This window comes from Nocardioides sp. PD653-B2, assembly GCF_002117935.1.
GTDB lineage: Bacteria > Actinomycetota > Actinomycetes > Propionibacteriales > Nocardioidaceae > Nocardioides.
In genome coordinates, this window is sequence record NZ_BDJE01000025.1 from 48,617 (window position 1) to 68,317 (window position 19,701).

Here is a 19,701-nt window from a genome sequence, read left to right on the forward strand (position 1 = left end):
AGCAGCGAGCGCGGCGTACGGTGGCGGGATGAGCGTGGAGAGGGCGTACGACGACGAGGCGTACGACGACCACGACGACGACACCCCGCCGTACTGGTACGCCGGTCAGCACCTACCGCCCGACGCCCGCAAGATGGGTCTCAACCACACCGTCCCCGACGGCGCGATCCTGGACTTCGCCGGCTCGCTCGACTCCACCAAGCCGATGCACCGGATCACCGCGTGGGTGATGCTCGCGGTCTTCGGGCTGCCGGTGGTGCTGTACGTCGTGCGGCTCTTCTACACGTTCTGAGATCCAGCGGAGCCTGACGGCTCACTCGTCGTCGTAGGCGACCTGGAGCATCCCGAGGCACATCTCGTCGGTCGTGCCCTCCGCCCAGATGACGTACTTGTCCGGGATCCCCTCGAACGCCGGCAGCACGTCGCGCAGCCACTGCACGTGGCGGCAGGTGACCCGGACCGTGTCGAACGGGTCGAGGTGGACCGGGTCGATGGGCTTGGTGCCCTGGTTGTCGAAGTCCCAGACCGGGATGTCGAGGACGGTCCGCGCGTCCGGGGTGTCCGGGTTGACCTCGATCGTGATCGAGCGGCCCAGCAGGTGCATGTGGCCGGCCACGCCGAGAATCGTCATCGGCCGGCCGATCGTGCGGGTGCACGACGTGGTGTTGGACGGCTTCACCTCGGTGCCGCACAGCAGGTGCAGCAGGCTGTTGGTGTTGCCGGCGCTCCCGAAGCGCGACATCACGTCGGCGACCGCGGCGTCGCGGTCGCACAGCGGCCCGTCGGCGTGGTCGGGCCGGCACGGCATCTCGACCGGCGCCGGCATCAGGTAGGTGTGCAGCGCGGTCAGGTCCCGGTCGCCGCCCATCCAGCGCAGCTCCGTGCTGGACACGTCGGGCGCGGCGCCCTTCAGCAGGTTGTAGTGGACCTGCATCACGACCCGGGAGCCGGCCTCGAGGCGGACGCCGTACCCGTCCCGCACCTTGGTCTCGTCGCCCCCGGGCGCCCACGCAGCCAGCCAGGAGGCGTCGTCGGTGTTGGTGAAGTCACCGCTCAGGCCGGTCCCGCCGAAGCAGGTCCAGCCCTCCCCGTCCTCGGCGGCGTCCTTCTGCTCGGCCTCGGCGACCTTGTCGGGCGGGACCCGGAAGAGGATCACGTGGTGCACGACCGAGGGGTTGCCGGGCAGCACGTTGCTGCCGGTGAGCCACACGTCCTTGTCGAGCGACGGGTCGAGCAGGAAGCAGCGGTAGTCGTCGGTGCCGGTGCCGTTCGGCGCCGAGGGCGTGTACGGCGCGGGCATGGTGAGCGTCATCCGCTTCTCACCGCTGCGCAGCGGCAGGTGCTTGCCGGGCTTGATCGCGGCCAGCTGGCCGGCCTCGACCTCCGGCGGGTCGGGCGGGTCGAGCAGCTGGGTCGGCGAGCCGGTCCGACGGTCGCTGTCCTCCTGGACGCAGCCTGCGAGCGGCAGCACCAGGACTGCTGCGGCCACCACGGTGGCGAGGCCGCGCAGGCGGCGAGTCATCCGGGAGGCCACGTCATCGGGCGACCGGCGAGCACGTGCACGTGGGTGTGGAACACGCTCTGCCCGACGCCGGCACCGGTGTTGAAGACGAGCCGGTAGTCGTCGTAGCCCTCGGCGGTGGCGACCGCGGCCGCGGTGGTGACCAGCTCGGCGGACGCCACGGGGTCGGCCGCGGCCAGCTCGGCGGCGTTCGCGTAGTGGTCCCGAGGCACGACGAGCACGTGCGTCGGCGCCTGCGGGTTGAGGTCGCGGAAGGCGACCGTCCGCTCGGTGACATGCACGACCTCGCCCGGGATCTCCCCCGCGACGATCTTGCAGAACAGGCAGTCCTCCACGATTCCTCCTGGTGGCCAGTAAACCGGATCGACCTCCGGCGCGTGCCATTAGCGTGATGACCGTGACGGACCGCCCCGCCTGGACGGCCGACGAGGCGCTGGAGCAGCTGTACGCCGCGCACTGGCGCCAGCTGGTCCGGCTCTCCGTGCTCCTGGTCCGCGACGTCGGGACCGCCGAGGAGGTCGTGCAGGACGCGTTCGTCGCGGTGCACGCCCGCTGGTCGAGGCTGCGCGACCACGACCACGCGCTGGCCTACCTGCGCCAGACGGTCGTGAACCGGTCCCGCTCGGCCCTGCGCCACCGGGCCGTGGTGTCGCGACACCTCGCCCGGGAGAGCGCTCCGGCCGACGCACCCGGCGCCGACCACCCGGCCCTGGCCTCGGACCGCCGCTCCGCCGTCCTCGACGCGATGCGCGCGCTCCCGCAGCGCCAGCGCGAGGTGCTCGCGCTGCGCTACTACCTGGACCTCTCCGAGGCCGAGATCGCCGACGCGATGGGCATCAGCCGCGGCGCGGTGAAGAGCCACGCGTCCCGCGGCTCGGCCGCCCTCCGGACCCTGCTCGAGAAGGACCTGTGATGACCGACGACCTCTCCACGCTGCTGCACGACGCCGTGGCCGACGTCGAGCCCGCAGACCGGCTCGACGAGATCCGGGCGCGTACGGCGAGCCCGATGCGCTCGGCCGCCCGGCCGTGGTTCTACGCCGTCGGTGCGACCGTGCTGGCCACCGCCGCCACGGTCGCTGCGTTCGCGGTGCTCGACCGGGACGACGGCGGCGACGCGGGGCCGAGCCACCACGGCCACGACCAGCAGACCCAGCTGGTCGCGGCCTACTACGTCGGCGACACCCCGATGGGGCCTCGCCTCTACCGGGAGTACGACGAGGTGCCGGCCGGCGACCCGCTGCAGGCGGCCCTGGACCGCATCGAGCAGCCCGCGAGCGACCCCGACTACCGGACGTCGTGGACGCCCGACTCGTTCGGTGACGTCACCGTCGACGAGGACGGCATCGACGTCGAGCTGGGCGTCAACGACCTGTCCGACGACCTCGCCGTCCAGCAGGTCGCCTACACCCTGCAGGCAGCGGCCGGCGAGCGGCTGCCGGTGTGGTTCTGGCTGGACGGTCAGCGCGGCAACAGGCCGTACGACGCGGAGCCGGAGAACGACGTGCTCAACCTCGTGAGCATCAGCGACCCCGCCGAGGGCAACGAGTACGAGGGCTCGTTCACCGCCCGCGGCCGGGCGAACTCGAACGAGGGCACGGTCGTGTGGGAGATCCGGCAGGGCGACAGGGTGGTGAAGTCGTCCTCCACGACTGCCGAAGGCTCGGTGGACAGGCTCTACCGCTGGGAGGCCGAGATCGACCTCACAGGTGTCGCGCCCGGCACGTACACGTTCGTCGCGATGACCGACGACCCGTCGGACGGCGAGGGTCCGGGTCCCTTCACCGACACGCGCACGATCGTCGTCCGATAGCCGTCGAGGACCGGGAAGATGGATGCCATGTCTGTTCGCGCCCGGATCGCCGTGCTGCTCACCGCCTCCGCCGTCGCGCTCGCCGGGTGCGGCAGTGACTCGGCTGACGACACCACGCCCACGAGCGGGTCGACCAAGCACCACGGCCAGCACTCGGATGAGGCGTCGCCGAGCGAGTCGTCGGAGCCGGCGGCCGACCAGGTCACCGTCCCGGTCTACTTCGTGGGAGACACCCCGCAGGGGCCGCGGCTCTACCGCGAGTTCCGCAAGGTCGACGCCGCCGACCCGCTCGGGGAGGCCCTGACCCTGGCCGCGTCCGGTGACGCGCTCGACGCCGACTACCGGACCCTCCTCCCGGCCGGCACCTTCGCCGGGGGGACCACCGACGAGACCGCCGCCATCCCGCTGCCCGACGACTCCTGGACCCGCGCCCCCGAGGGGATGAGCACCGACGACGCGCTGCTCGCGGTGCAGCAGCTCGTCTACACCGCACAGGGGGTGCTGCAGGAGCGGATCCCGGTCGCGTTCACCGACTCCGACGGCAACTCGACCCAGATCTTCGGGATCGCGTCGGAGGACGCCTTCACCGCCGCCGACCCGGTCGAGACGCTCGCCCTGGTCAGTGTGACCTCGCCCGAGGAGGGCGCGACCGTGAGCGGGTCGTTCACCGCGAGCGGGGTGTCCAGCTCGTTCGAGGCGAACACGCCCTGGCAGATCCGGCAGGGCGACGAGGTCGTCGAGACGGGCTTCGCCACCGCGGAGGGCTGGATGGACAAGCTCTACCCCTGGGAGACCGAGGTCGACGTGTCCGGGCTCGAGCCGGGCGACTACACGTTCGTCGCGATGACCGACGACCCGTCCGACGGCGAGGGCGGCGGCCCGACGGAGGACTCGAAGACCATCACGGTGGAGTGAGGCTCAACCCCAGCGGGACGTGCGCGACAGCAGCGCGGCCACGGCCGCGAGCCCCGCGGTGGAGGTGCGCAGCACCTCGGCGCCCAGCCTGACGGCCACCGCGCCGGCCGCGACGAACGCGTCGATCTCGTCGGGCGACAGGCCGCCCTCGGGACCGACCACGACGACGATCCGGCCGGAGTCGGGCACCTCGAACGACGCCAGCGGGACCGACGCCTCCTCGTGCAGCACGACCGCCAGGTCGGCCTGGCCGACCAGGTCGACGACGTCGGAGGTCGAGGCCAGGTCGGCGACCTCGGGGAACCACGAGCGCCGGGCCTGCTTGGCCGCCTCGCGCGCGGTGGAACGCCAGCGCGCCAGCGACTTCTCGACCCGCTCGCCCTTCCAGACGGCGACGCTGCGCGACGCCGACCAGGGCACGATCGTGGCGACGCCCACCTCGGTCAGGACCTCGACCGCCAGCTCGCCGCGGTCGCCCTTCGGGACGGCCTGCACCACCACGATCGACGGCTCCGCCGGCCCGACGGACGTCCTCGACTCGACGGTCACCGCGAAGACGCGCTTGCCCGTCGACCCGACCGCCCCGGTGACCGACGTGCCGGCCCCGTCGGTCAGCACGACCGACTCCCCCACCCGCAGCCGGCGTACGGCGACCGCGTGGTGGGCCTCGTCGCCCTCGACCGTCACCTCGCCGCCGACGGCGACACCGGCCAGCGACGGGACGAGGTGGACGGGCAGCGACATCGGATCAGTGCTGGTTGAACGCGTCGCGGAGCCGGCCGAAGACCGACTTCGAGCTCGGGCGCACCTGGCCGGTCGGCTGCTCCTCGCCCCGGATCGCGGCGAGCTCGCGGAGCAGCTCCTCCTGGCGCGGGTCGAGCCGCGAGGGCGTCTCGACGACCACGTTGACGACGAGGTCGCCACGGCCGCCGCGCAGCCCGGGCACGCCGCGGCCGCGGAGCACCTGCTCGGAACCCGACTGCGTGCCGGGCCGGACCTCGAGGTCGAACGACGTCTCGAGCTCGGAGTCGGCGGCCTCGCCGGACACGACGTCGGCCTCGAGGGTCGGCAGGGTCAGCACCGTGCCCAACGCGGCCGCGGTCATCGGCAGCGTGACCGTGCAGTGCAGGTCGTTGCCGTGCCGGGTGAAGGTGTCGTGCGGGGCGATGTGGATCTCGACGTACAGGTCGCCGGCGGGGCCGCCACCGGGCCCGACCTCGCCCTCGCCGGTCAGCTGGACGCGGGTGCCGCTGTCGACGCCGGCGGGGATCTTCACGGTCAGCGTGCGCCGTGAGCGGACCCGACCGTCACCCGAGCACTCGCGGCAGGGCTCCGGGATGATCGAGCCGAAGCCGCGGCAGGCGGCACACGGGCGCAGGGTGCGGATCTCGCCGAGGAAGGACCGCTGCACGTGGGCCACCTCGCCGGCCCCGCGGCAGGTCTCGCACGGGATCGGGTGGGTGCCCGCCGCCGTACCCTCGCCGTGGCAGGTGCCGCAGAGCACCGCGGTGTCGACCTTGAGGTCGCGGGTGATGCCGAACGCCGCCTCGGCGAGCTCGACCTCGAGCCGGATCAGCGCGTCCTGGCCGCGGCGCTCGCGCGGCCGCGGGCCACGGCCCTGGCCGGCGGCACCGCCACCACCGAAGAACGCGTCCATGATGTCGGTGAAGGAGAAGCCGGCACCCTGGCCGAACCCGGCCCCGGCGCCGCCGAAGGGGTCGCCGCCGCGGTCGTACGCCGCGCGCTTCTGCGGGTCGGAGAGCACCTCGTAGGCGAGGGAGACCTCCTTGAACTTCTCCTGCGTGTCCGGGTCCGGGTTCACGTCGGGGTGCAACTGCCGGGCGAGTCGCCGGTAGGCCTTCTTGATGGTGTCGCCGTCCGCGTCACGGTCGACACCGAGAAGCTCGTACAGGTCCTGACTCAAAGCTGTTCCTTCTGTGGTGGTCTCGGGAGGGTGCGGGGGGTCGAGGCTCAGGCCTCGTCGAGGATGCGCGACACGTAGCGCGCCACGGCGCGCACCGACGCCATCGAGCCGGGGTAGTCCATGCGGGTGGGCCCCACGATGCCGAGCCGGGCGAAGCCCTCGTCGCCCGGGCCGTAGCCGGTGGCGACCACGCTGGTCGACGAGAGCTCCTGGTAGGGGCCTTCGTGCCCGATCCGGACGGTGAGCATGTCGCCGGTCGTCGCCTCGCCCAGGAGCTTGAGGAGGATGACGTGCTCCTCGAGCGCCTCGAGAAGCGGGCGGACGGCGGAGTCGAAGCTGTCTCCGTAGCGCGCCAGGTTGGCGGCACCTCCGACCGCGATCCGCTCGTCGGAGCGGTGGTCGGACATCGCCTCGACCAGCACCTCGACGACGGCGCTGGCGGCGGTCTCGCCGTCGGCCGGAGCGAGGGCCCGGACCGCCGTCGCGGCGTCGGCGATGATCTCGCCGGTGGCCGCCCGGTTGACGAGCGCGCGCAGCTCACCGAGCTGCTCCTCGCTCAGCTCCTCGGTGACCTCGACGACGCGCTGCTCGACGCGACCGGTGCTGAGGATCAGGACCACGAGCAGCCGGGTCGGCGCGACCGCGATCAGCTCGACGTGACGCACGGTGGAGCGCGAGAGCGTGGGGTACTGGACGACGGCGACCTGACGGGTGAGCTGGGCGAGCAGCCGCACCGAGCGGTTGACGACGTCGTCGAGGTCGACGGCGCCGTCGAGGATCGTGGCGATGGCCCGCTTCTCCGCGGCGCTCATCGGCTTGACCGTGGTGAGCCGGTCGACGAAGAGCCGGTAGCCCTTGTCGGTCGGCACCCGGCCGGCGCTGGTGTGGGGCTGGGTGATGTAGCCCTCGTCCTCGAGGGCGGCCATGTCGTTGCGCACCGTGGCCGGCGAGACGCCCAGGCCGTGCCGCTCGACCAACGACTTCGAGCCGACCGGCTCCTCGGTGGCGACGTAGTCCTCGACGATGGCGCGGAGCACGGCGAGCCTGCGTTCTTCCTGCACTGCTCGCCTCCGACCTGCCAGTGCTCTGGCACTCGATTCCCCGGAGTGCCAATGCTACTAGGCCGACCGGAGCGCGGCCCGCGGACGCCCCGGGACCCGCGGTCGCCCATGTAGTAGGTTAGGCTTACCTAACTACCCTCAGGAGAACCCGTGACCTCTCCCGATCGCCCCGCCCCCCGCACGGACGACTCGCCGCGGCTCGCTGCGGACGCCCGCAGCATCCTCGCCTGCCCCTCCTCGGTGAGCATGGTCGTCGAGGGTGAGACCCGGCTGGTCGGGGCCGACCACCAGCTGGGCCTGACCGACCAGCTCGGCGCCCCGACATTCGTCTGCACCGTCGACTCCCCCGTCGCCCGGGCCGCCGACTCCCGGCGCAGCGCGCTGCTGACCCTCACCAGCGGCCTCGGCCCGCGCGGGTCGGCGGAACGCGCCGACACCCTCACCCTCGCCGGACGCCTCGAGCGCACCGGGATCGAGGACTGCGACTGCTGCCGGGAGACCCGCCACGTCGTCACCCTGGACCTCAGCTTCGTGCTGCTCGCCCGCGCCGACCGGCAGCTCCGGGTGCCGCTCGACCAGTTCCACAGCCCGGCCCACCACCTCAACCGGGGGCATCTCCAGCGCTGCGTCGAGCACGCCAACGACTGCCACCAGGACGAGCTGCGCCAGGCGGTCTCGCTCGGCACCGGCACCCGCCCCGGGGACCTGCTCGGCGTACGACTGGCCGGGCTCACCCCGAGCCGGGTCGAGATCCAGTGGGTCGACGTCGACGGCGCCCACCGCACCGTCGTGTCGTTCCCGCGCACCGCGGGCAGCCTCGACGAGCTGGGCGAACTGCTGCGCCGGGGACTGCACGCCGGCCTCTGCTGAGCCGCCTAGGGTGGCCGGGTGGCATTCACCGAGGTCGCCGACCGCATCTGGGTCGCGCGCTACGACTGGTTCGACGTGAACGTGACCCTGGTCGGCGGTGACCGCGGGCTGCTCGTCGTCGACACCCACGCCTCCGGCCTCGCCGCGCGCGGCGTCATCGACGACGTACGACGGCTCGGAGTCGGCGAGATCGTCGGGATCGTCAACACCCACGAGCACTTCGACCACACCTTCGGCAACGCGGAGTTCCGCGCGGCGTACGGCGAGGTCCCGATCCACGCCCACGAGATCGCCGCCGAACGGACCGTCTCCGCGGGCGAGCGGGTCAAAGGTCTCTACGACGCCGAGCCGCACGACCCGCACCGCGACGAGGTGCGGGCGACGGAGATCGTGGCCGCCGACCACACCTTCTCCTCCGCGGTCGCGCTCGACCTGGGCGACCGGATGGTCGAGCTGGTGCACCCCGGCCGTGGGCACACCAGCGGCGACCTCGTCGTCCGAGTGCCCGACGCCGACGTGATGCTGGCCGGCGACCTGGTCGAGGAGTCGACGCTGCGCCAGGCCGTGCCGGGCTTCGGCGACGACTGCTACCCCATGGACTGGCCGCTGAGCCTCGACATCGTGCTCGGCCTGACGACGAACGCCTCCGTGGTCGTCCCGGGCCACGGCGCGCCCGTGGACCGCGACTTCGTCGAGGAGCAGCGCAACGCGATCGGCATCGTGGCCGAGACGATCCGCGACCTGGCCGGCCGGGGCGTGCCGGAGGGCCAGGCCCTCGAGGCCGCCGACTGGCCCTACCCGCGCGAGGAGCTCGCGGCCGCCGTACGCCGTGGCTACCTGCACCTGCCGCGCAGCCAGAAGCGGTTGCCGCTGGTGTGAGCTGCCTCGGCCTGAGCCTGTGAGGGCCGAGACCAGCAGCCAGGTCGAGTAGCCGAGCGAGCGAGGCACGAGCTCGCGACCGGCGTATCGAGACCATGAGGTGGGTACGACCCGGTCATGAGCAACCAGAGCGACGAGCCCACCACCGGCATCAGCGACGAGGACCTCCCGGAGGACCTCCAGCCCAGCGACGACAACCCGTTGGCGAAGCCGCTCTCCGAGGAGGACGACGCTCCGTCCCCCGAGGAGCTCGACGTGCTCAGCGGCAAGACGCCGGAGCAGTCCGACGACGGCGGCAGCGAGACCGACACCACGGACGACTCCGAGGACTGACGGCGCGCCCTCACCGGCTCTGTCGGCGGCGCCACCTAGCGTGGAGCGGGTGAACGACCGCTACGGCTCCGACGTCCTCGCCTCCGACTGGCGCGCCCCCAAGCGCGGCCGAGCCGTCGAAGCGCCCGCCGAGCTCGGCGCCGTGGTCGAGGAGGTCACCACCGACTGGTGCGGCGAGATCGTCGCCGTCGACCGCGACCTCCACACGGTCACGCTCGAGGACCGCCGCGAGAAGCGGCGCACCTTCCCGCTCGGTCCGGGCTTCCTGCTCGAGGGCCGGCCGGTCATCCTCGTCGCGCCGCCCCGCGCCGGTGCACCCGCGAAGCCGACGCGCACGGCGTCCGGCTCGGTCGCCGTCCACGGCGCCCCGGCCCGGGTCGCCCGGGCCAGCCGGATCTTCGTCGAGGGTCGCCACGACGCCGAGCTGGTCGAGAAGGTCTGGGGTGACGACCTGCGGATCGAGGGTGTCGTCGTGGAGTACCTCGACGGTGTCGACGACCTCGGCGACCAGCTGCGCGACTTCGGCCCCGGCCCGGACCGCAAGGTCGGCGTCCTGGTCGACCACCTGGTCCGCGGCTCGAAGGAGAGCCGGATCGCCGACGCGGTCGCGAAGTCGCCGGTCGGCAAGCACGTGCTGATCGTCGGCCACCCCTTCATCGACATCTGGGCCGCGGTCAAGCCCGACCGGCTCGGCCTGGCGCGCTGGCCCGACGTGCCGCGCACCATCGAGTGGAAGAAGGGCATCTGCCAACAGCTCGGCTGGCCGCACCGCGACCAGGCCGACATCGCGCGGGCCTGGAAGCACATCCTCGGCCGGGTCGGGTCCTACAACGACCTCGACCCGACCCTGCTGGGTCGGGTCGAGGAGCTCATCGACTTCGTCACCTCGGACTGAGCGACGACCCGACCCCCGCGCGGGTCGTCGTCAGCCGACGAGATCGATGGATCGGGGTCAGCGCTCGATGTCGAGGTCGCGACGGGGCTGCACGTGGCCGCTGACGTCGTCGGCCTCGTCAGCGTTGGCCTTCGGCACGTTCAGGCGGTGGCCCTCGACGTCGTCGTCGGCACCATCGATCTTCGGCACGTTGAGCCGGTGACCCTCGACGTCGTCCGGACCGTCGGCCTTGACTCCGACGCGGTGGCCCTCGACGTCCTCGATCTTGTCGGCCTCGAGCTTGTGGTTCTCGTTCATGGATTCCTCCTGGCTGTGGGACCGGGCGCGTCCCGGTGACCAGAACTCTGCCCGGGATCGTGCCGTCGTTCCGTCGCGTGGCTGACACAACCAGCGTTCACTTGCCGACGTTGACCGCGGCGTTCTGGCTCAGGGCCTGGAGGACCGACTTCACCTGGTAGACGCTCAGCCCCGGGTGCTGCCCGAGCACCAGCGCGGCCAGGCCGGTGACGTGCGGCGCCGCGAAGCTGTTGCCGGTGGCGACGATCGACCCCCCGTCAGCCCAGGCGACGTCCACGTCGATGCCACGAGCGCCGAACTCCACCGGCGGGCGTGGGTTCGTCGCGACGCTCCACGGGTCGTCGCCCTCGCGGGCCGCGACGGAGACCACGGAGGCGTACTGCGAGGGGTACGTCGGGCCCGGCGCGTTGTTGGCGGCCGAGACCAGGACCGTGCCGGCGAAGTACGCCGCGTCGGCGGACTCGTGCAGCGGGCCGAACATCGCGGCGCTGCGGCTCGAGAGCGACAGGTTGGCGACCGCCATGTCGTGCTCGAGCGCCCACGCGATCCCGGCACGCAGCAGCGCGCCGCGGCCCTTGAGGTTCGAGCCGAGCACGCGAACGGAGTAGATCTCGGCGTCAGGCGCGAGGCTGCGGATGATGCCGGCGCAGGCGGTGCCGTGGCCGACCAGGTCCTCGTGCGGGCCCTCGACCCTCCGGAAGCCCAGCGGTGCCTCGTCGTCAGGCTCGAAGGCGACGGCACCGGCGACGCCACCCACGCGCGGGTGGTCGGCGTCGATCCCGCTGTCGAGCACCGCGACCCGGACGCCCGCGCCGGTGCCGGCACCGAAGGCCCAGTCTCGTACGTCGCCGATCGGCAGCGCCGGGACCGTCGCCAGCGTGGCCGCGTCGAAGGACAGCGACCAGGCCGGCAGGTCGGGACGGCTCAGCCGCGCGGCGGCCTCCTCGACGTCGCGCAGCGGCAGCGGGTCGCCGGGGTCGAGGCCGGGGTCGAGGAGGGTCAGGACACCCCGCACCTCGCCGTCCGCGGCCAGGAACGGCGCGACCAGCACCGCGTCGGGCACGTAGCCGGTGCGCTCGGCGACATCCGCGGCGAACCGCGCGTCGGCGCGTGCCTCGCGGACCGCGATCGCCTGCCCCGAGGTGGCCACCCAGCCGGCGAGACCGCGGCCGACCGGCAGCTCCACCCCGACGATCTCGGCGGCACCCTCGCCGTCGGCCGCGACGTAGCGGAGGGTCTCGCGGTCGGGTGCGACGACGGCCACCGAGCAGGCGGCGGCGTCGAGCATCCGGCGCAGGTCTGCCGCGGCCCGGGTGAACTCCGGCCCGCTCATCGGCTCGTCTCCCGGTCTCGTGGGGGTTGCGCTGGTTGACTGACGCCATGGACTGGCCGCTGCTCGCCTCGCTGGACGAGGAGGAACGTCGCCGGGTGCTGTCCGCCGCGCGCCGGCGTACGTACGCCCGCGGCGAGGTCCTGGTGCGCGAGGGCGACCCGTCCGACGCCCTCCACCTGGTGGCGTCCGGCCGGCTCGCGGTGCGGGTGACGACGGCCGAGGGCGAGAACGCGACCATCAACCTGCTCACGCACGGCGACTACTTCGGCGAGCTCTCGCTGCTCGGCGGCCAGGCGCCGGTGCGCTCGGCGACGATCGTCGCGCTCGAGAAGTCCGAGACGCTGTCGCTCTCGGCGGCGGAGTTCCGCGACCTCCGCGCCAAGCACCGCGCAGCCGACCAGCTGCTGCTGACGCTGATGGCCCGACGGGTGGAGGAGCTGTCCGCCCGACTGCTCGAGGCGATGTACGACGGCCTCGACCTGCGGGTCTACCGGCGGCTGGTCGAGCTGACCGCGTTGTACGGCGACGGCTCCGGCCCGGTCGTCATCCCACTGACGCAGGAGCACCTGGCCGAGCTCGTCGGCGGCACCCGCCCCACGGTCAACCAGATCCTGCAGAAGCTCGCCGGCCGCGGCGTCGTCGAGCTCGGCCGCGGCAAGGTGACCGTGCTGGACCACGCGTGGCTTGCGAAGCGGAGCGCCTGACCTCACGCGGCCACTCCGGCGAGAGCCCGGTCGAGCTCCTCGCTCCAGCGCACCGCGCCCAGTCGTCCGAAGATCTCCCGGGCGCGTTCACCCAGGGGCGCCGCCTCGTCGGCGCGACCCTGCCGGGTGAGCAGCACGGTGAGGTCGGCCAGGCAGCAGGCCACGGTGGGCTCGGAGTGCCACTGCTCGGCAAGCGCCAGAGCGTTCCGCAGCTGCTCCTCGGCCGCCGCGGGATCGTCCTCCTCGGCGGCGATCAGTCCTGCCATCCGGGCGCGCTGGGCACGCAGGCCGGTCGTGGGATTGCTGCCGCGGTGGTCGTCGACCAGCGCGAGGAGCGCGTCGAGCTCCGCTCGGTCGCCCGCCTCCCACGCGATCTCGGTGGCGATCTGCCAGACACAGGTGAAGTCGTCGTAGAGGCCGGTCGCGGCGTACATCGTCTCGGCTGCCTCGCGACCCTGCCGGGCCGCGAGCCCGTTGCCGCTCGCTTGGCCGTGCATGGCCGCCGAGACCAACACGAACGAGCGCAGGGAGAGGTCGTCGCCGTCGAGCTCGAGGGCGAAGTCCGTGGAGGGACTCCATCCCTCGCCACGCGCCAGCGCGATCCGGCCGATCACGAAGTCCGCGATGACGCGCTCGGTCTCGGCCTCGGCGGAGGTGGCCGCGACACCGTCCCAGTCGCCGGCGAGCAGCTGGGCCAGCGCGAGGTTGATCGCGGTGTTGGAGTGGGCGTAGAGCGAGCCCGCCTGGCGGCTCACCACGATCGCCTGGCGCCCGTACTCCAGGGCCCGGAGCGCGTCGTCCGGCGTCCACGACACGTTGAGGTTGGTCAGGCAGCGGTTGACGATGTCGAGCCGGTCGATCCGTCGCCCGATCTCCACCGCCGACGCGAAGAGCGCCCGGCCGAGCCCGCGGGTGCCGGTCAGCATGTAGTGGAGGGCCAGGCCGACGTAGCTGTCCGCGATCTCTGCCTCGTCGTCGACGAGCTCCGCGAGCCGCGCCTTCTCGTCCGCGATCTCGCGGAAGTCGTGGCTGGTCCGCATCTGCAGCTGGATCAGGGTCTGGGCGAGCTCGACGAGCACCCACGCAGCCTCGTCGCGACCACGAAGAGCGTCATAGCGCGCCTGGGCCATCGCGATCGCGGCCTCGTAGTCGTTGCGATCCACCGCGATCGCCGCCGCGAGGATCGCGACGGCCGAGGACGCGGAGAGCTCGTCGCCCTGCGCGGTGAAGGCGTCGCGCGCGGACTCGCTGTGCTCGATCGCGCCCTCCAGGTCGCCGGCCTCCCGGAGCGCCCGAGCCAGGTCGAGCTCGATCCGCGCGCGCTCGACGGGCTCGGCGGCCCGCTCGAGCGCGACCCCGAGATGACCCGCCGCCTCCGCGGGCGCGCCGAGGGCCAGGGCGCGGACGGCAGCCCGGCGCAGCTCGCCGATGGCCCGCGCGGTCAGCTCGGCGACGTCATCGTCCTCCGGCACCGCGTCGAGGGCGTCGAGGTAGTGCTGGGCCGCGATCGCCGCGACCTCCGCCGACGAGTCCTCCGTCGACGTCAGCAGCCCGACGACCGTCAGGTGGCCGGCCTTGCGGTCGCGGCGCGAGAGGGTGCCGTAGGCGACCTGACGGACGACGGCCTGCACGAACTGGTAGAGGCCGACCTCGACGCTGAGCCGGTTGGACTCCTGGCGCAGCAGCTGGAGCCGGACCAGCGCCGCGAGCACGTCGTCGAGGTCGGCGACGTCCGGGCACAGGTGGGCGATCGTGTCGCGGGCGAAGGACCGGCCCACGATGCTCGCACGGTCGATCACCCGACGCTGATCGGGCGAGAGCTTGTCGAGCCGGGCCGCGATCAGCGCCTGCAGCGAGGCCGGGGCGCCGATCTGGTCGAGGTCGAGGGTGCCCTCGCCGGCGAGGACGTACTGCCCGCCGCGAGGCACGACGAGGTCGCGGTCGATCAGGGAGCGCACCGTCTCCACCGCGAAGAGCGGAATGCCCTCCGCTCGTGAGACCAACGCGTCGCGCACGGCGTCGTCGAGGCCCCCGACCAGGCCGTCGAGGAGCTCCCCCATCTGCCCGGCTCCCAGGGCGTCGAGGTGCACGACGGTCGAGCGCCGGTTGGTGGCGAGGCCGGGGTTGGCCTCGAGCAGCCCGGGCCGCGTGAACAGGCCCACGAAGCAGGGGAACGTCGCGAAGGCGAGCAGGTGCTCGACGAAGAGCACCAGGCCGTCGTCGGCGTACTGGGCGTCGTCGATGAGCAGGACCACCGGCGTCTGCCGGCCGGGGACGCTGTCGCTGACCCGGTGGAGGAAGGTCGTCCAGGCCGAGAAGAGGTCCTCGCGGGGAAAGGACCCGACGGCCCCGATCCCCAGCAGCGCCTCCATCCGCGGCTCGAGCCAGGCCCGCTCGTCGGCGTCGGTCAGCAGCAGGTCGAGCCCTGCGGCGAGCAGCTCTGCCTGGTCCTCGTCTCCGTGGGCGACGTCGGCGACCTCGATGCCGCCGCCGTTGTTGCGGATCACCTGCAACCGGCCGCGGATCGCCTCGGCCAGCGCGTAGAACGCGACACCCTCGCCGTACGACACGCACCGACCGGTGTGCCAGCGAACGTCGGCGCTCAGGCCGTCGACGTACTTCTCGAACTCCCACGCCAGCCGGGACTTGCCGAGCCCGGCGTCGCCGTCGACGACGAGCAGTGCCGGCCGTTCGGTCTCCTCCACCCGGTGGAAGAGCTCCTTGACCAGCCGCATCTCGCGGTCGCGACCGATGTGCGGTGCCTCGAGCCCGTCGGCGCGCTGGGCTCCGCCGACCGCGGCGACCACGGCGCGCACCGACCACAACGGCATCGGCTCGGCCTTGCCCTTCATGGCGTGGCTGCCGACATCGACATACGTGATGGCGGACGAGGTCAGCAACCTCGTGGTCTCGTCGACCCACACCCGGCCGGCGGTCGCGGCGGACTGCACACGGGAGGCGGTGTTGACGGCGTCGCCGGCGACCATGCCCTGCTGCTCGGCGCCGATCGTCACGGCGACCTCGCCGGTGACGATGCCGACCCGCATGGCGAGGTCGGGGACGTCGACGTCGGAGCCCATCGCCGCGATCGTGTTGACGAGCTCCAGTCCGGCGCGGACAGCGCGCTCGGCGTCGTCCTCGTGGGCGGTCGGGACTCCCCAGACCGCCATCACCGCGTCGCCGATGAACTTCTCGACCGTGCCGCCGTAGCGGGCGACGATCGCGCGGCACTCGTCGAAGTAGCGCGAGAGCAGCTCGCGGACCTGCTCCTGGTCGCGGGTCTCCGAGAGCGCCGTGAAGCCGACGAGGTCGCCGAAGAGGACGCTGGTGATCCGTCGCGACGCGACCGGCTGGACGGTCGTGGCCACCGACGCGCCCTGGTCGGCGCCGCAGGTGCTGCAGAAGCGAGCACCCGGCACGACCTCGGCCTGGCAGCTCCGGCAGGCCAGCGCCTGCAGGGTGGCACCGCAGGTGAAGCAGAACCTCGCACCGTCGGGCTGACCGCCCGTGCCGCAGCTCCCGCACGTCGTCACCAGGGCCTCCCGATCGATCGCTGACTCCGCGTCCCGAGGCAAGGATGACGCATCACCCGGGCCAGGACCGGTCGATCTCGCCATCTGCTCACACCCCGAGCCGGAGGCGTACGACGTCCTCGGCCGCGCGGGCGGACTCCGCGGCACCGGTCACCGCGGCGAGGAAGTCGTCGCGGTCCAACGCGAGCAGCTCGGTCGGCTCCAGAGCGCTGATGGTCGCCGTGCGCGGCACGTCGCGGAGCAGCCCGATCTCGCCGAAGAAGTCGCCCGGGCCCTCGATCCGCAGCAGGCGCCCGTTCTTGGTGACGTCGACCGCCCCGGAGACGATCAGGTAGAAGCGGTCCGAGGTCTCGCCCTCCGCCAGGATCGTGGCTCCGACGGGGACCGACACCGGCTCGAGCTTGCGCGCCAGCGACTCCTGGACCGGAGGCGACAACGGGGCGAAGAGGTCGAGCGAGCGAATCAGCTCGAGGTGCGCGGGCTGGTACTCCGGCAGGGCGAGGCGGGCGTCGAGCCGGCGCATCCGAGCGAACGCGGCCAGCACCAGCGCGGTGACACCGCCGCCCAGGAGCGCCAGGGCGCCACGGAAGCCGAGCAGGTGCACGAGCAGCGGGGCGATCGCGGCCCCCAGCGCCATGGACCCGATCAGCGCACTGTCGACGGCCGCGTAGACGCGCGACAGGATCCGGTCCGGAGCGATCCGCTGCGGGATGGTGTCGAGGCCGAGGTTGACCCACGCGTCGGAGAAGCCGATCAGGGCGAGCGCGACGAAGACGACGACCGGCGACGGGAAGATCGCGAGCACCACCAGCGGCAGCGCCCAGCCGAGCACCCCGATCGCCATGTCCTGGCCGAGCCGGCCCTTCGTCAGCCGGGTCAGCATCACCAGGCCGCCCACCACGGTGCCGATCCCGAGGACCGAGTTGAGGTAGCCGACGCCGGCAGCCCCTGCGTCGAGCACGGTCAGCGACATCATCACCGTGAAGACGGTGAGAGCGCCCCAGATCAGTCCCTGGGCCGCGGCCAGCCCGGCCACGATCGCGAGGTCGCGGTCGCGGACCAGCTCGGCGTACCCCACCGTGACCTCGTGGAGGAAGCTCTCGGCATCGTCGGGCTCGTCCTTCGAGACGAGCGCCGGTTCGGCCGCGGGCACCCGGACCGCGGCGACCAGGGCGAAGGACCAGGCGTAGCTCACCACGTTGAGCCAGAAGACCAGCTCGACGTCGACGACGCTGATGAGGAGCGCACCGATCGCGGGACCGACGAACATCGCGGCGGTCTCGAGGTTGGAGGCGACCGCGTTGGAGGCGGTCAGCTGGTCGGGCGTCGAGACCAGGCGAGGGATCAGCCCGGCCTGGGCCGAGCGGAACGACGCGCCGACCATCCCCGAGAGGACGGCGAGCACGTAGACGATGATCGGTGGCCCGCCCAGCCCGATCGAGACGGCGGCCAGTGCGACGAGCACGCCGCGGATCGCGTCCACGGTCAGCATGAAGTGCTTGCGGGACACCTTGTCGGCGACCAGCGCGCCGAGCGGTCCGGCGATCGCGACCGAGACGAACCGGACGGCCTGGAAGACCCCGACCGCGGTGGCGCCGCCCACCTGGTAGGCCCACACCGTCACCGCGGTCGCGTAGGCCCAGTCACCCAGCGTGGAGCCGAAGAACGCCAGCTGGATCCGGCGCAGGGCCGGGTTGGTGAGGACCTGCTTCAGTGACCCCGACATACGACAGACCCCCGTGGCTCCGGACTCGGCTGCTCCGAGAGGAGCAGCGTCATCATGACGCCGACGGGGGCCGTCGTACTGTCAGTTCGCTGACATTGGGGCTTGCTAGCTGCTGCGCAGTGGTCGTCCCTGCGCGTCGACCGAGTCGGTGGCGAGGATGATGATGCCGTCGATGAACGGCCACAGCGCGCCGATGCCGCAGGTCAGCACGGTCACGATCACCTGCCAGACACCGGTCTTCGTGTCACCGATGTAGAAGCGGCCGATGCCGAGCGGGATCAGGATCTGCAGCAGGCCCGCGACCAGCTTGGTCTTGTCGGAGTAGGGGATGCCGGTCACCGGGTGCACGCCGTACGGCGCGGCCGGGTTGTAGGGCTGCTGTCCCGGGTAGCCGCCGGCGGGCGGCGGCGGGTAGCCGCTCGGCTGGGCGTACGGCGGAGGCTGCTGGCCGCCGGCGGGCGGCGGCACCTGTCCGCCGTACGGGGGCGGGGTGGGCTGGCCGTACGGCGGGGGCGTCGGCTCGCCGTACGGCGGGGGCGGGGCCTGGTCGCCGGAGGGCGAGGGAGGCTGCTGGCCCTCAGGCGGCTGGGTGGGGTCCGGAGTTTCGGGGCCTGTGGTCATGGCGACCACAGTAGGGCCCGCCGGGTCCTCAGGGCAGCAGGTCGCGCACGAGGGCGTCCGCGAGCAGCCGGCCGCGCTGGGTGGGCACGAGGCGCTCCGCGTGCCGGGTCAGCAGGCCGTCGTCGATCAGCCGTGCGACCGCGGCCCGTCCGGTCGCGTCGAGGACGCTGACCGGCAGCCCGTCGCGCAGCCGCAGCTCGAGCAGCACCCGCTCGACGCGGCGGCTCTCGTCGTCCAGCACCTCGCGGGCGTGGGCGGGGCTGCGGCCGGCCGCCAGCCGGTCGGCGTACGCCGCGGGATGCTTGACGTTCCACCACCGCACACCGCCGACGTGCGAGTGCGCGCCCGGTCCGACGCCCCACCAGTCGCCGCCGGTCCAGTAGAGCAGGTTGTGCCGGCAGCGGCTCGCCTCGTCCTTGGCCCAGTTCGAGACCTCGTACCACCCGAGGCCGGCCGCCGCGAAGCGCTCGTCGGCGAGCACGTACTTGTCGGCGAGGTCGTCCTCGTCGGGCATCGGCAGCTCGCCGCGCTTGACCCGTCGGGCCAGGGCGGTGCCGTCCTCGACGATGAGGGAGTAGGCCGAGACGTGGTCGGGGCTGGACGCCAGCGCCGTCTCGACGCTGGTCTCCCAGTCGGCGAGCGACTCCCCCGGGGTGCCGTAGATGAGGTCCAGGCTGATCTGCTCGAAGCCCGCCTGCCGGGCCCAGTCGACGACGGCCGGGACCCGGAGCGGGTCGTGGGTGCGGTCCAGCACCGCGAGGACGTGGTCGACGGCCGACTGCATCCCGAACGAGATCCGGGTGAACCCGACCTGCCGCAGCTCCTCGAGGTCCCACAGCGCCACGCTGTCGGGGTTGGACTCGGTGGTGACCTCGGCGTCGTCGGCGAGCCCGAACTCCGAGGCGATCGCCGCGACCACCGATCCCAGGTCGGCCGGGCTCAGCAGGGTCGGCGTCCCGCCGCCGAAGAAGACCGTCTGCACCGGGACGTCCACGTCGCCCAGGGCGACGCGGGCTCGCCGTACCTCCGCGATCGCTGCCTCGGCGTACGTCGTGCGCGACGCCCCGGGTGCGCCTCCGGCCGGCCCGAGCTCCTCGGACGTGTAGGTGTTGAAGTCGCAGTAGCCGCAGCGCACCGTGCAGAACGGCACGTGCACGTAGATCCCGAACGGCCGCTGCCCCAGCCCCGCCAGCGCGCTCTCGGGCAGCGACCCGTCGTCGGGGACCGGGTCACCGGCGGGCAGGGCGGAAGGCATTGCGCCATCCTCCCACCCGGC

20 protein-coding genes are annotated in these 19,701 nt (G+C 72.8%); 9 read left to right on the plus strand and 11 right to left on the minus strand.

Going from position 1 to position 19,701, the window contains the following annotated elements; all coding sequences use genetic code 11:
- Window positions 1-28: 28 nt before the first annotated feature.
- Entirely contained in the window at window positions 29-292 is a 264-nt protein-coding gene (locus tag PD653B2_RS10965; protein WP_085872416.1) for a hypothetical protein, read from the plus strand.
- Between the two features lie 21 nt (window positions 293-313).
- Here the strand turns inward: PD653B2_RS10965 and PD653B2_RS10970 are convergent, their stop codons facing one another.
- Both PD653B2_RS10970 and PD653B2_RS10975 read right to left on the minus strand, forming a co-directional pair.
- Window positions 314-1,522 carry a hypothetical protein gene (locus tag PD653B2_RS10970; protein ID WP_085872513.1) on the minus strand — a complete coding sequence of 403 codons (1,209 nt, stop codon included), beginning with the start codon at window positions 1,520-1,522 and terminating at the stop codon, window positions 314-316.
- Window positions 1,519-1,857 (minus strand): HIT domain-containing protein, encoded by a 339-nt coding sequence (locus PD653B2_RS10975; RefSeq protein ID WP_085872417.1) that lies wholly within the window; start codon window positions 1,855-1,857, stop codon window positions 1,519-1,521. The genes PD653B2_RS10970 and PD653B2_RS10975 overlap by 4 nt, the downstream gene beginning before the upstream one ends.
- Window positions 1,858-1,913: 56 nt before the next feature.
- Here PD653B2_RS10975 and PD653B2_RS10980 point away from each other — a divergent pair, with 56 nt between their 5' ends.
- From PD653B2_RS10980 to PD653B2_RS10990, 3 genes are read left to right on the plus strand one after another with little or no spacing between them, the layout of a single operon-like run.
- A complete protein-coding gene (locus PD653B2_RS10980; RefSeq protein ID WP_085872418.1) occupies window positions 1,914-2,435 on the plus strand; it encodes a SigE family RNA polymerase sigma factor in 522 nt (173 codons plus the stop codon).
- Window positions 2,435-3,334 (plus strand): Gmad2 immunoglobulin-like domain-containing protein, encoded by a 900-nt coding sequence (locus PD653B2_RS10985; protein ID WP_085872419.1) that lies wholly within the window; start codon window positions 2,435-2,437, stop codon window positions 3,332-3,334. Before PD653B2_RS10980 ends, PD653B2_RS10985 begins: the two co-directional genes overlap by 1 nt.
- Before the next feature lie 27 nt (window positions 3,335-3,361).
- Complete coding sequence (locus PD653B2_RS10990) at window positions 3,362-4,249, plus strand: Gmad2 immunoglobulin-like domain-containing protein (RefSeq protein WP_089503936.1); 888 nt, start codon at window positions 3,362-3,364, stop codon at window positions 4,247-4,249.
- Between the two features lie 3 nt (window positions 4,250-4,252).
- Here the strand turns inward: PD653B2_RS10990 and PD653B2_RS10995 are convergent, their stop codons facing one another.
- From PD653B2_RS10995 to hrcA, 3 genes are read right to left on the minus strand one after another with little or no spacing between them, the layout of a single operon-like run.
- Complete coding sequence (locus tag PD653B2_RS10995) at window positions 4,253-4,993, minus strand: 16S rRNA (uracil(1498)-N(3))-methyltransferase (RefSeq protein WP_085872421.1); 741 nt, start codon at window positions 4,991-4,993, stop codon at window positions 4,253-4,255.
- Window positions 4,994-4,997: 4 nt separating this feature from the next.
- On the minus strand, window positions 4,998-6,173 hold the full coding sequence (gene dnaJ, locus PD653B2_RS11000; protein WP_085872422.1) for a molecular chaperone DnaJ: 1,176 nt from the start codon (window positions 6,171-6,173) through the stop codon (window positions 4,998-5,000).
- A 47-nt stretch (window positions 6,174-6,220) separates the two neighbouring features.
- Window positions 6,221-7,234 carry a heat-inducible transcriptional repressor HrcA gene (gene hrcA, locus PD653B2_RS11005; protein WP_085872423.1) on the minus strand — a complete coding sequence of 338 codons (1,014 nt, stop codon included), beginning with the start codon at window positions 7,232-7,234 and terminating at the stop codon, window positions 6,221-6,223.
- Between the two features lie 150 nt (window positions 7,235-7,384).
- On the opposite strand from hrcA, the gene PD653B2_RS11010 reads away from it, so the two are divergent.
- From PD653B2_RS11010 to PD653B2_RS11025, 4 genes are all read left to right on the plus strand, one after another.
- Window positions 7,385-8,104, plus strand: coding sequence for a hypothetical protein (locus PD653B2_RS11010; protein WP_085872424.1), 720 nt, complete (start codon window positions 7,385-7,387; stop codon window positions 8,102-8,104).
- Window positions 8,105-8,122: 18 nt separating this feature from the next.
- Entirely contained in the window at window positions 8,123-8,983 is an 861-nt protein-coding gene (locus PD653B2_RS11015) for an MBL fold metallo-hydrolase (RefSeq protein ID WP_085872425.1), read from the plus strand.
- Window positions 8,984-9,100: 117 nt separating this feature from the next.
- A complete protein-coding gene (locus tag PD653B2_RS11020) occupies window positions 9,101-9,316 on the plus strand; it encodes a hypothetical protein (RefSeq protein ID WP_085872426.1) in 216 nt (71 codons plus the stop codon).
- Window positions 9,317-9,365: 49 nt separating this feature from the next.
- Window positions 9,366-10,211 (plus strand): DUF3097 domain-containing protein, encoded by an 846-nt coding sequence (locus PD653B2_RS11025; RefSeq protein WP_085872427.1) that lies wholly within the window; start codon window positions 9,366-9,368, stop codon window positions 10,209-10,211.
- Window positions 10,212-10,268: 57 nt separating this feature from the next.
- Here the strand turns inward: PD653B2_RS11025 and PD653B2_RS11030 are convergent, their stop codons facing one another.
- Both PD653B2_RS11030 and PD653B2_RS11035 read right to left on the minus strand, forming a co-directional pair.
- Window positions 10,269-10,508, minus strand: a complete 240-nt coding sequence (locus tag PD653B2_RS11030) for a hypothetical protein (protein ID WP_085872428.1) — start codon at window positions 10,506-10,508, stop codon at window positions 10,269-10,271.
- A gap of 97 nt (window positions 10,509-10,605) precedes the next feature.
- Window positions 10,606-11,841 (minus strand): S8 family serine peptidase, encoded by a 1,236-nt coding sequence (locus PD653B2_RS11035; RefSeq protein WP_085872429.1) that lies wholly within the window; start codon window positions 11,839-11,841, stop codon window positions 10,606-10,608.
- Between the two features lie 47 nt (window positions 11,842-11,888).
- Here PD653B2_RS11035 and PD653B2_RS11040 point away from each other — a divergent pair, with 47 nt between their 5' ends.
- Complete coding sequence (locus PD653B2_RS11040) at window positions 11,889-12,545, plus strand: Crp/Fnr family transcriptional regulator (RefSeq protein ID WP_085872430.1); 657 nt, start codon at window positions 11,889-11,891, stop codon at window positions 12,543-12,545.
- A gap of 2 nt (window positions 12,546-12,547) precedes the next feature.
- Here the strand turns inward: PD653B2_RS11040 and PD653B2_RS11045 are convergent, their stop codons facing one another.
- The 4 genes from PD653B2_RS11045 to hemW all read right to left on the minus strand — a co-directional run bounded on the left by PD653B2_RS11045 (window position 12,548) and on the right by hemW (window position 19,680).
- Entirely contained in the window at window positions 12,548-16,078 is a 3,531-nt protein-coding gene (locus PD653B2_RS11045; RefSeq protein WP_165763431.1) for an adenylate/guanylate cyclase domain-containing protein, read from the minus strand.
- A gap of 88 nt (window positions 16,079-16,166) precedes the next feature.
- On the minus strand, window positions 16,167-17,804 hold the full coding sequence (locus tag PD653B2_RS11050; protein WP_085872432.1) for an MFS transporter: 1,638 nt from the start codon (window positions 17,802-17,804) through the stop codon (window positions 16,167-16,169).
- Window positions 17,805-17,909: 105 nt separating this feature from the next.
- A complete protein-coding gene (locus PD653B2_RS11055; protein WP_085872514.1) occupies window positions 17,910-18,425 on the minus strand; it encodes a TM2 domain-containing protein in 516 nt (171 codons plus the stop codon).
- Window positions 18,426-18,453: 28 nt separating this feature from the next.
- Window positions 18,454-19,680 carry a radical SAM family heme chaperone HemW gene (gene hemW, locus PD653B2_RS11060; RefSeq protein ID WP_085872433.1) on the minus strand — a complete coding sequence of 409 codons (1,227 nt, stop codon included), beginning with the start codon at window positions 19,678-19,680 and terminating at the stop codon, window positions 18,454-18,456.
- Window positions 19,681-19,701: the final 21 nt, after the last annotated feature.

Bases quoted from the DNA above. Each gene is read 5' to 3' on its own strand.
- PD653B2_RS10965 (WP_085872416.1), top strand. From the start codon at position 29: ATGAGCGTGGAGAGGGCGTACGACGACGAGGCGTACGACGACCACGAC.
- PD653B2_RS10970 (WP_085872513.1), bottom strand. From the start codon at position 1,522: ATGACTCGCCGCCTGCGCGGCCTCGCCACCGTGGTGGCCGCAGCAGTC.
- PD653B2_RS10980 (WP_085872418.1), top strand. From the start codon at position 1,914: ATGACCGTGACGGACCGCCCCGCCTGGACGGCCGACGAGGCGCTGGAG.
- PD653B2_RS10985 (WP_085872419.1), top strand. From the start codon at position 2,435: ATGACCGACGACCTCTCCACGCTGCTGCACGACGCCGTGGCCGACGTC.
- PD653B2_RS10990 (WP_089503936.1), top strand. From the start codon at position 3,362: ATGTCTGTTCGCGCCCGGATCGCCGTGCTGCTCACCGCCTCCGCCGTC.
- PD653B2_RS10995 (WP_085872421.1), bottom strand. From the start codon at position 4,993: ATGTCGCTGCCCGTCCACCTCGTCCCGTCGCTGGCCGGTGTCGCCGTC.
- PD653B2_RS11020 (WP_085872426.1), top strand. From the start codon at position 9,101: ATGAGCAACCAGAGCGACGAGCCCACCACCGGCATCAGCGACGAGGAC.
- PD653B2_RS11030 (WP_085872428.1), bottom strand. From the start codon at position 10,508: ATGAACGAGAACCACAAGCTCGAGGCCGACAAGATCGAGGACGTCGAG.
- PD653B2_RS11035 (WP_085872429.1), bottom strand. From the start codon at position 11,841: ATGAGCGGGCCGGAGTTCACCCGGGCCGCGGCAGACCTGCGCCGGATG.
- PD653B2_RS11040 (WP_085872430.1), top strand. From the start codon at position 11,889: ATGGACTGGCCGCTGCTCGCCTCGCTGGACGAGGAGGAACGTCGCCGG.
- PD653B2_RS11050 (WP_085872432.1), bottom strand. From the start codon at position 17,804: ATGTCGGGGTCACTGAAGCAGGTCCTCACCAACCCGGCCCTGCGCCGG.
- PD653B2_RS11055 (WP_085872514.1), bottom strand. From the start codon at position 18,425: ATGACCACAGGCCCCGAAACTCCGGACCCCACCCAGCCGCCTGAGGGC.
- hemW (WP_085872433.1), bottom strand. From the start codon at position 19,680: ATGCCTTCCGCCCTGCCCGCCGGTGACCCGGTCCCCGACGACGGGTCG.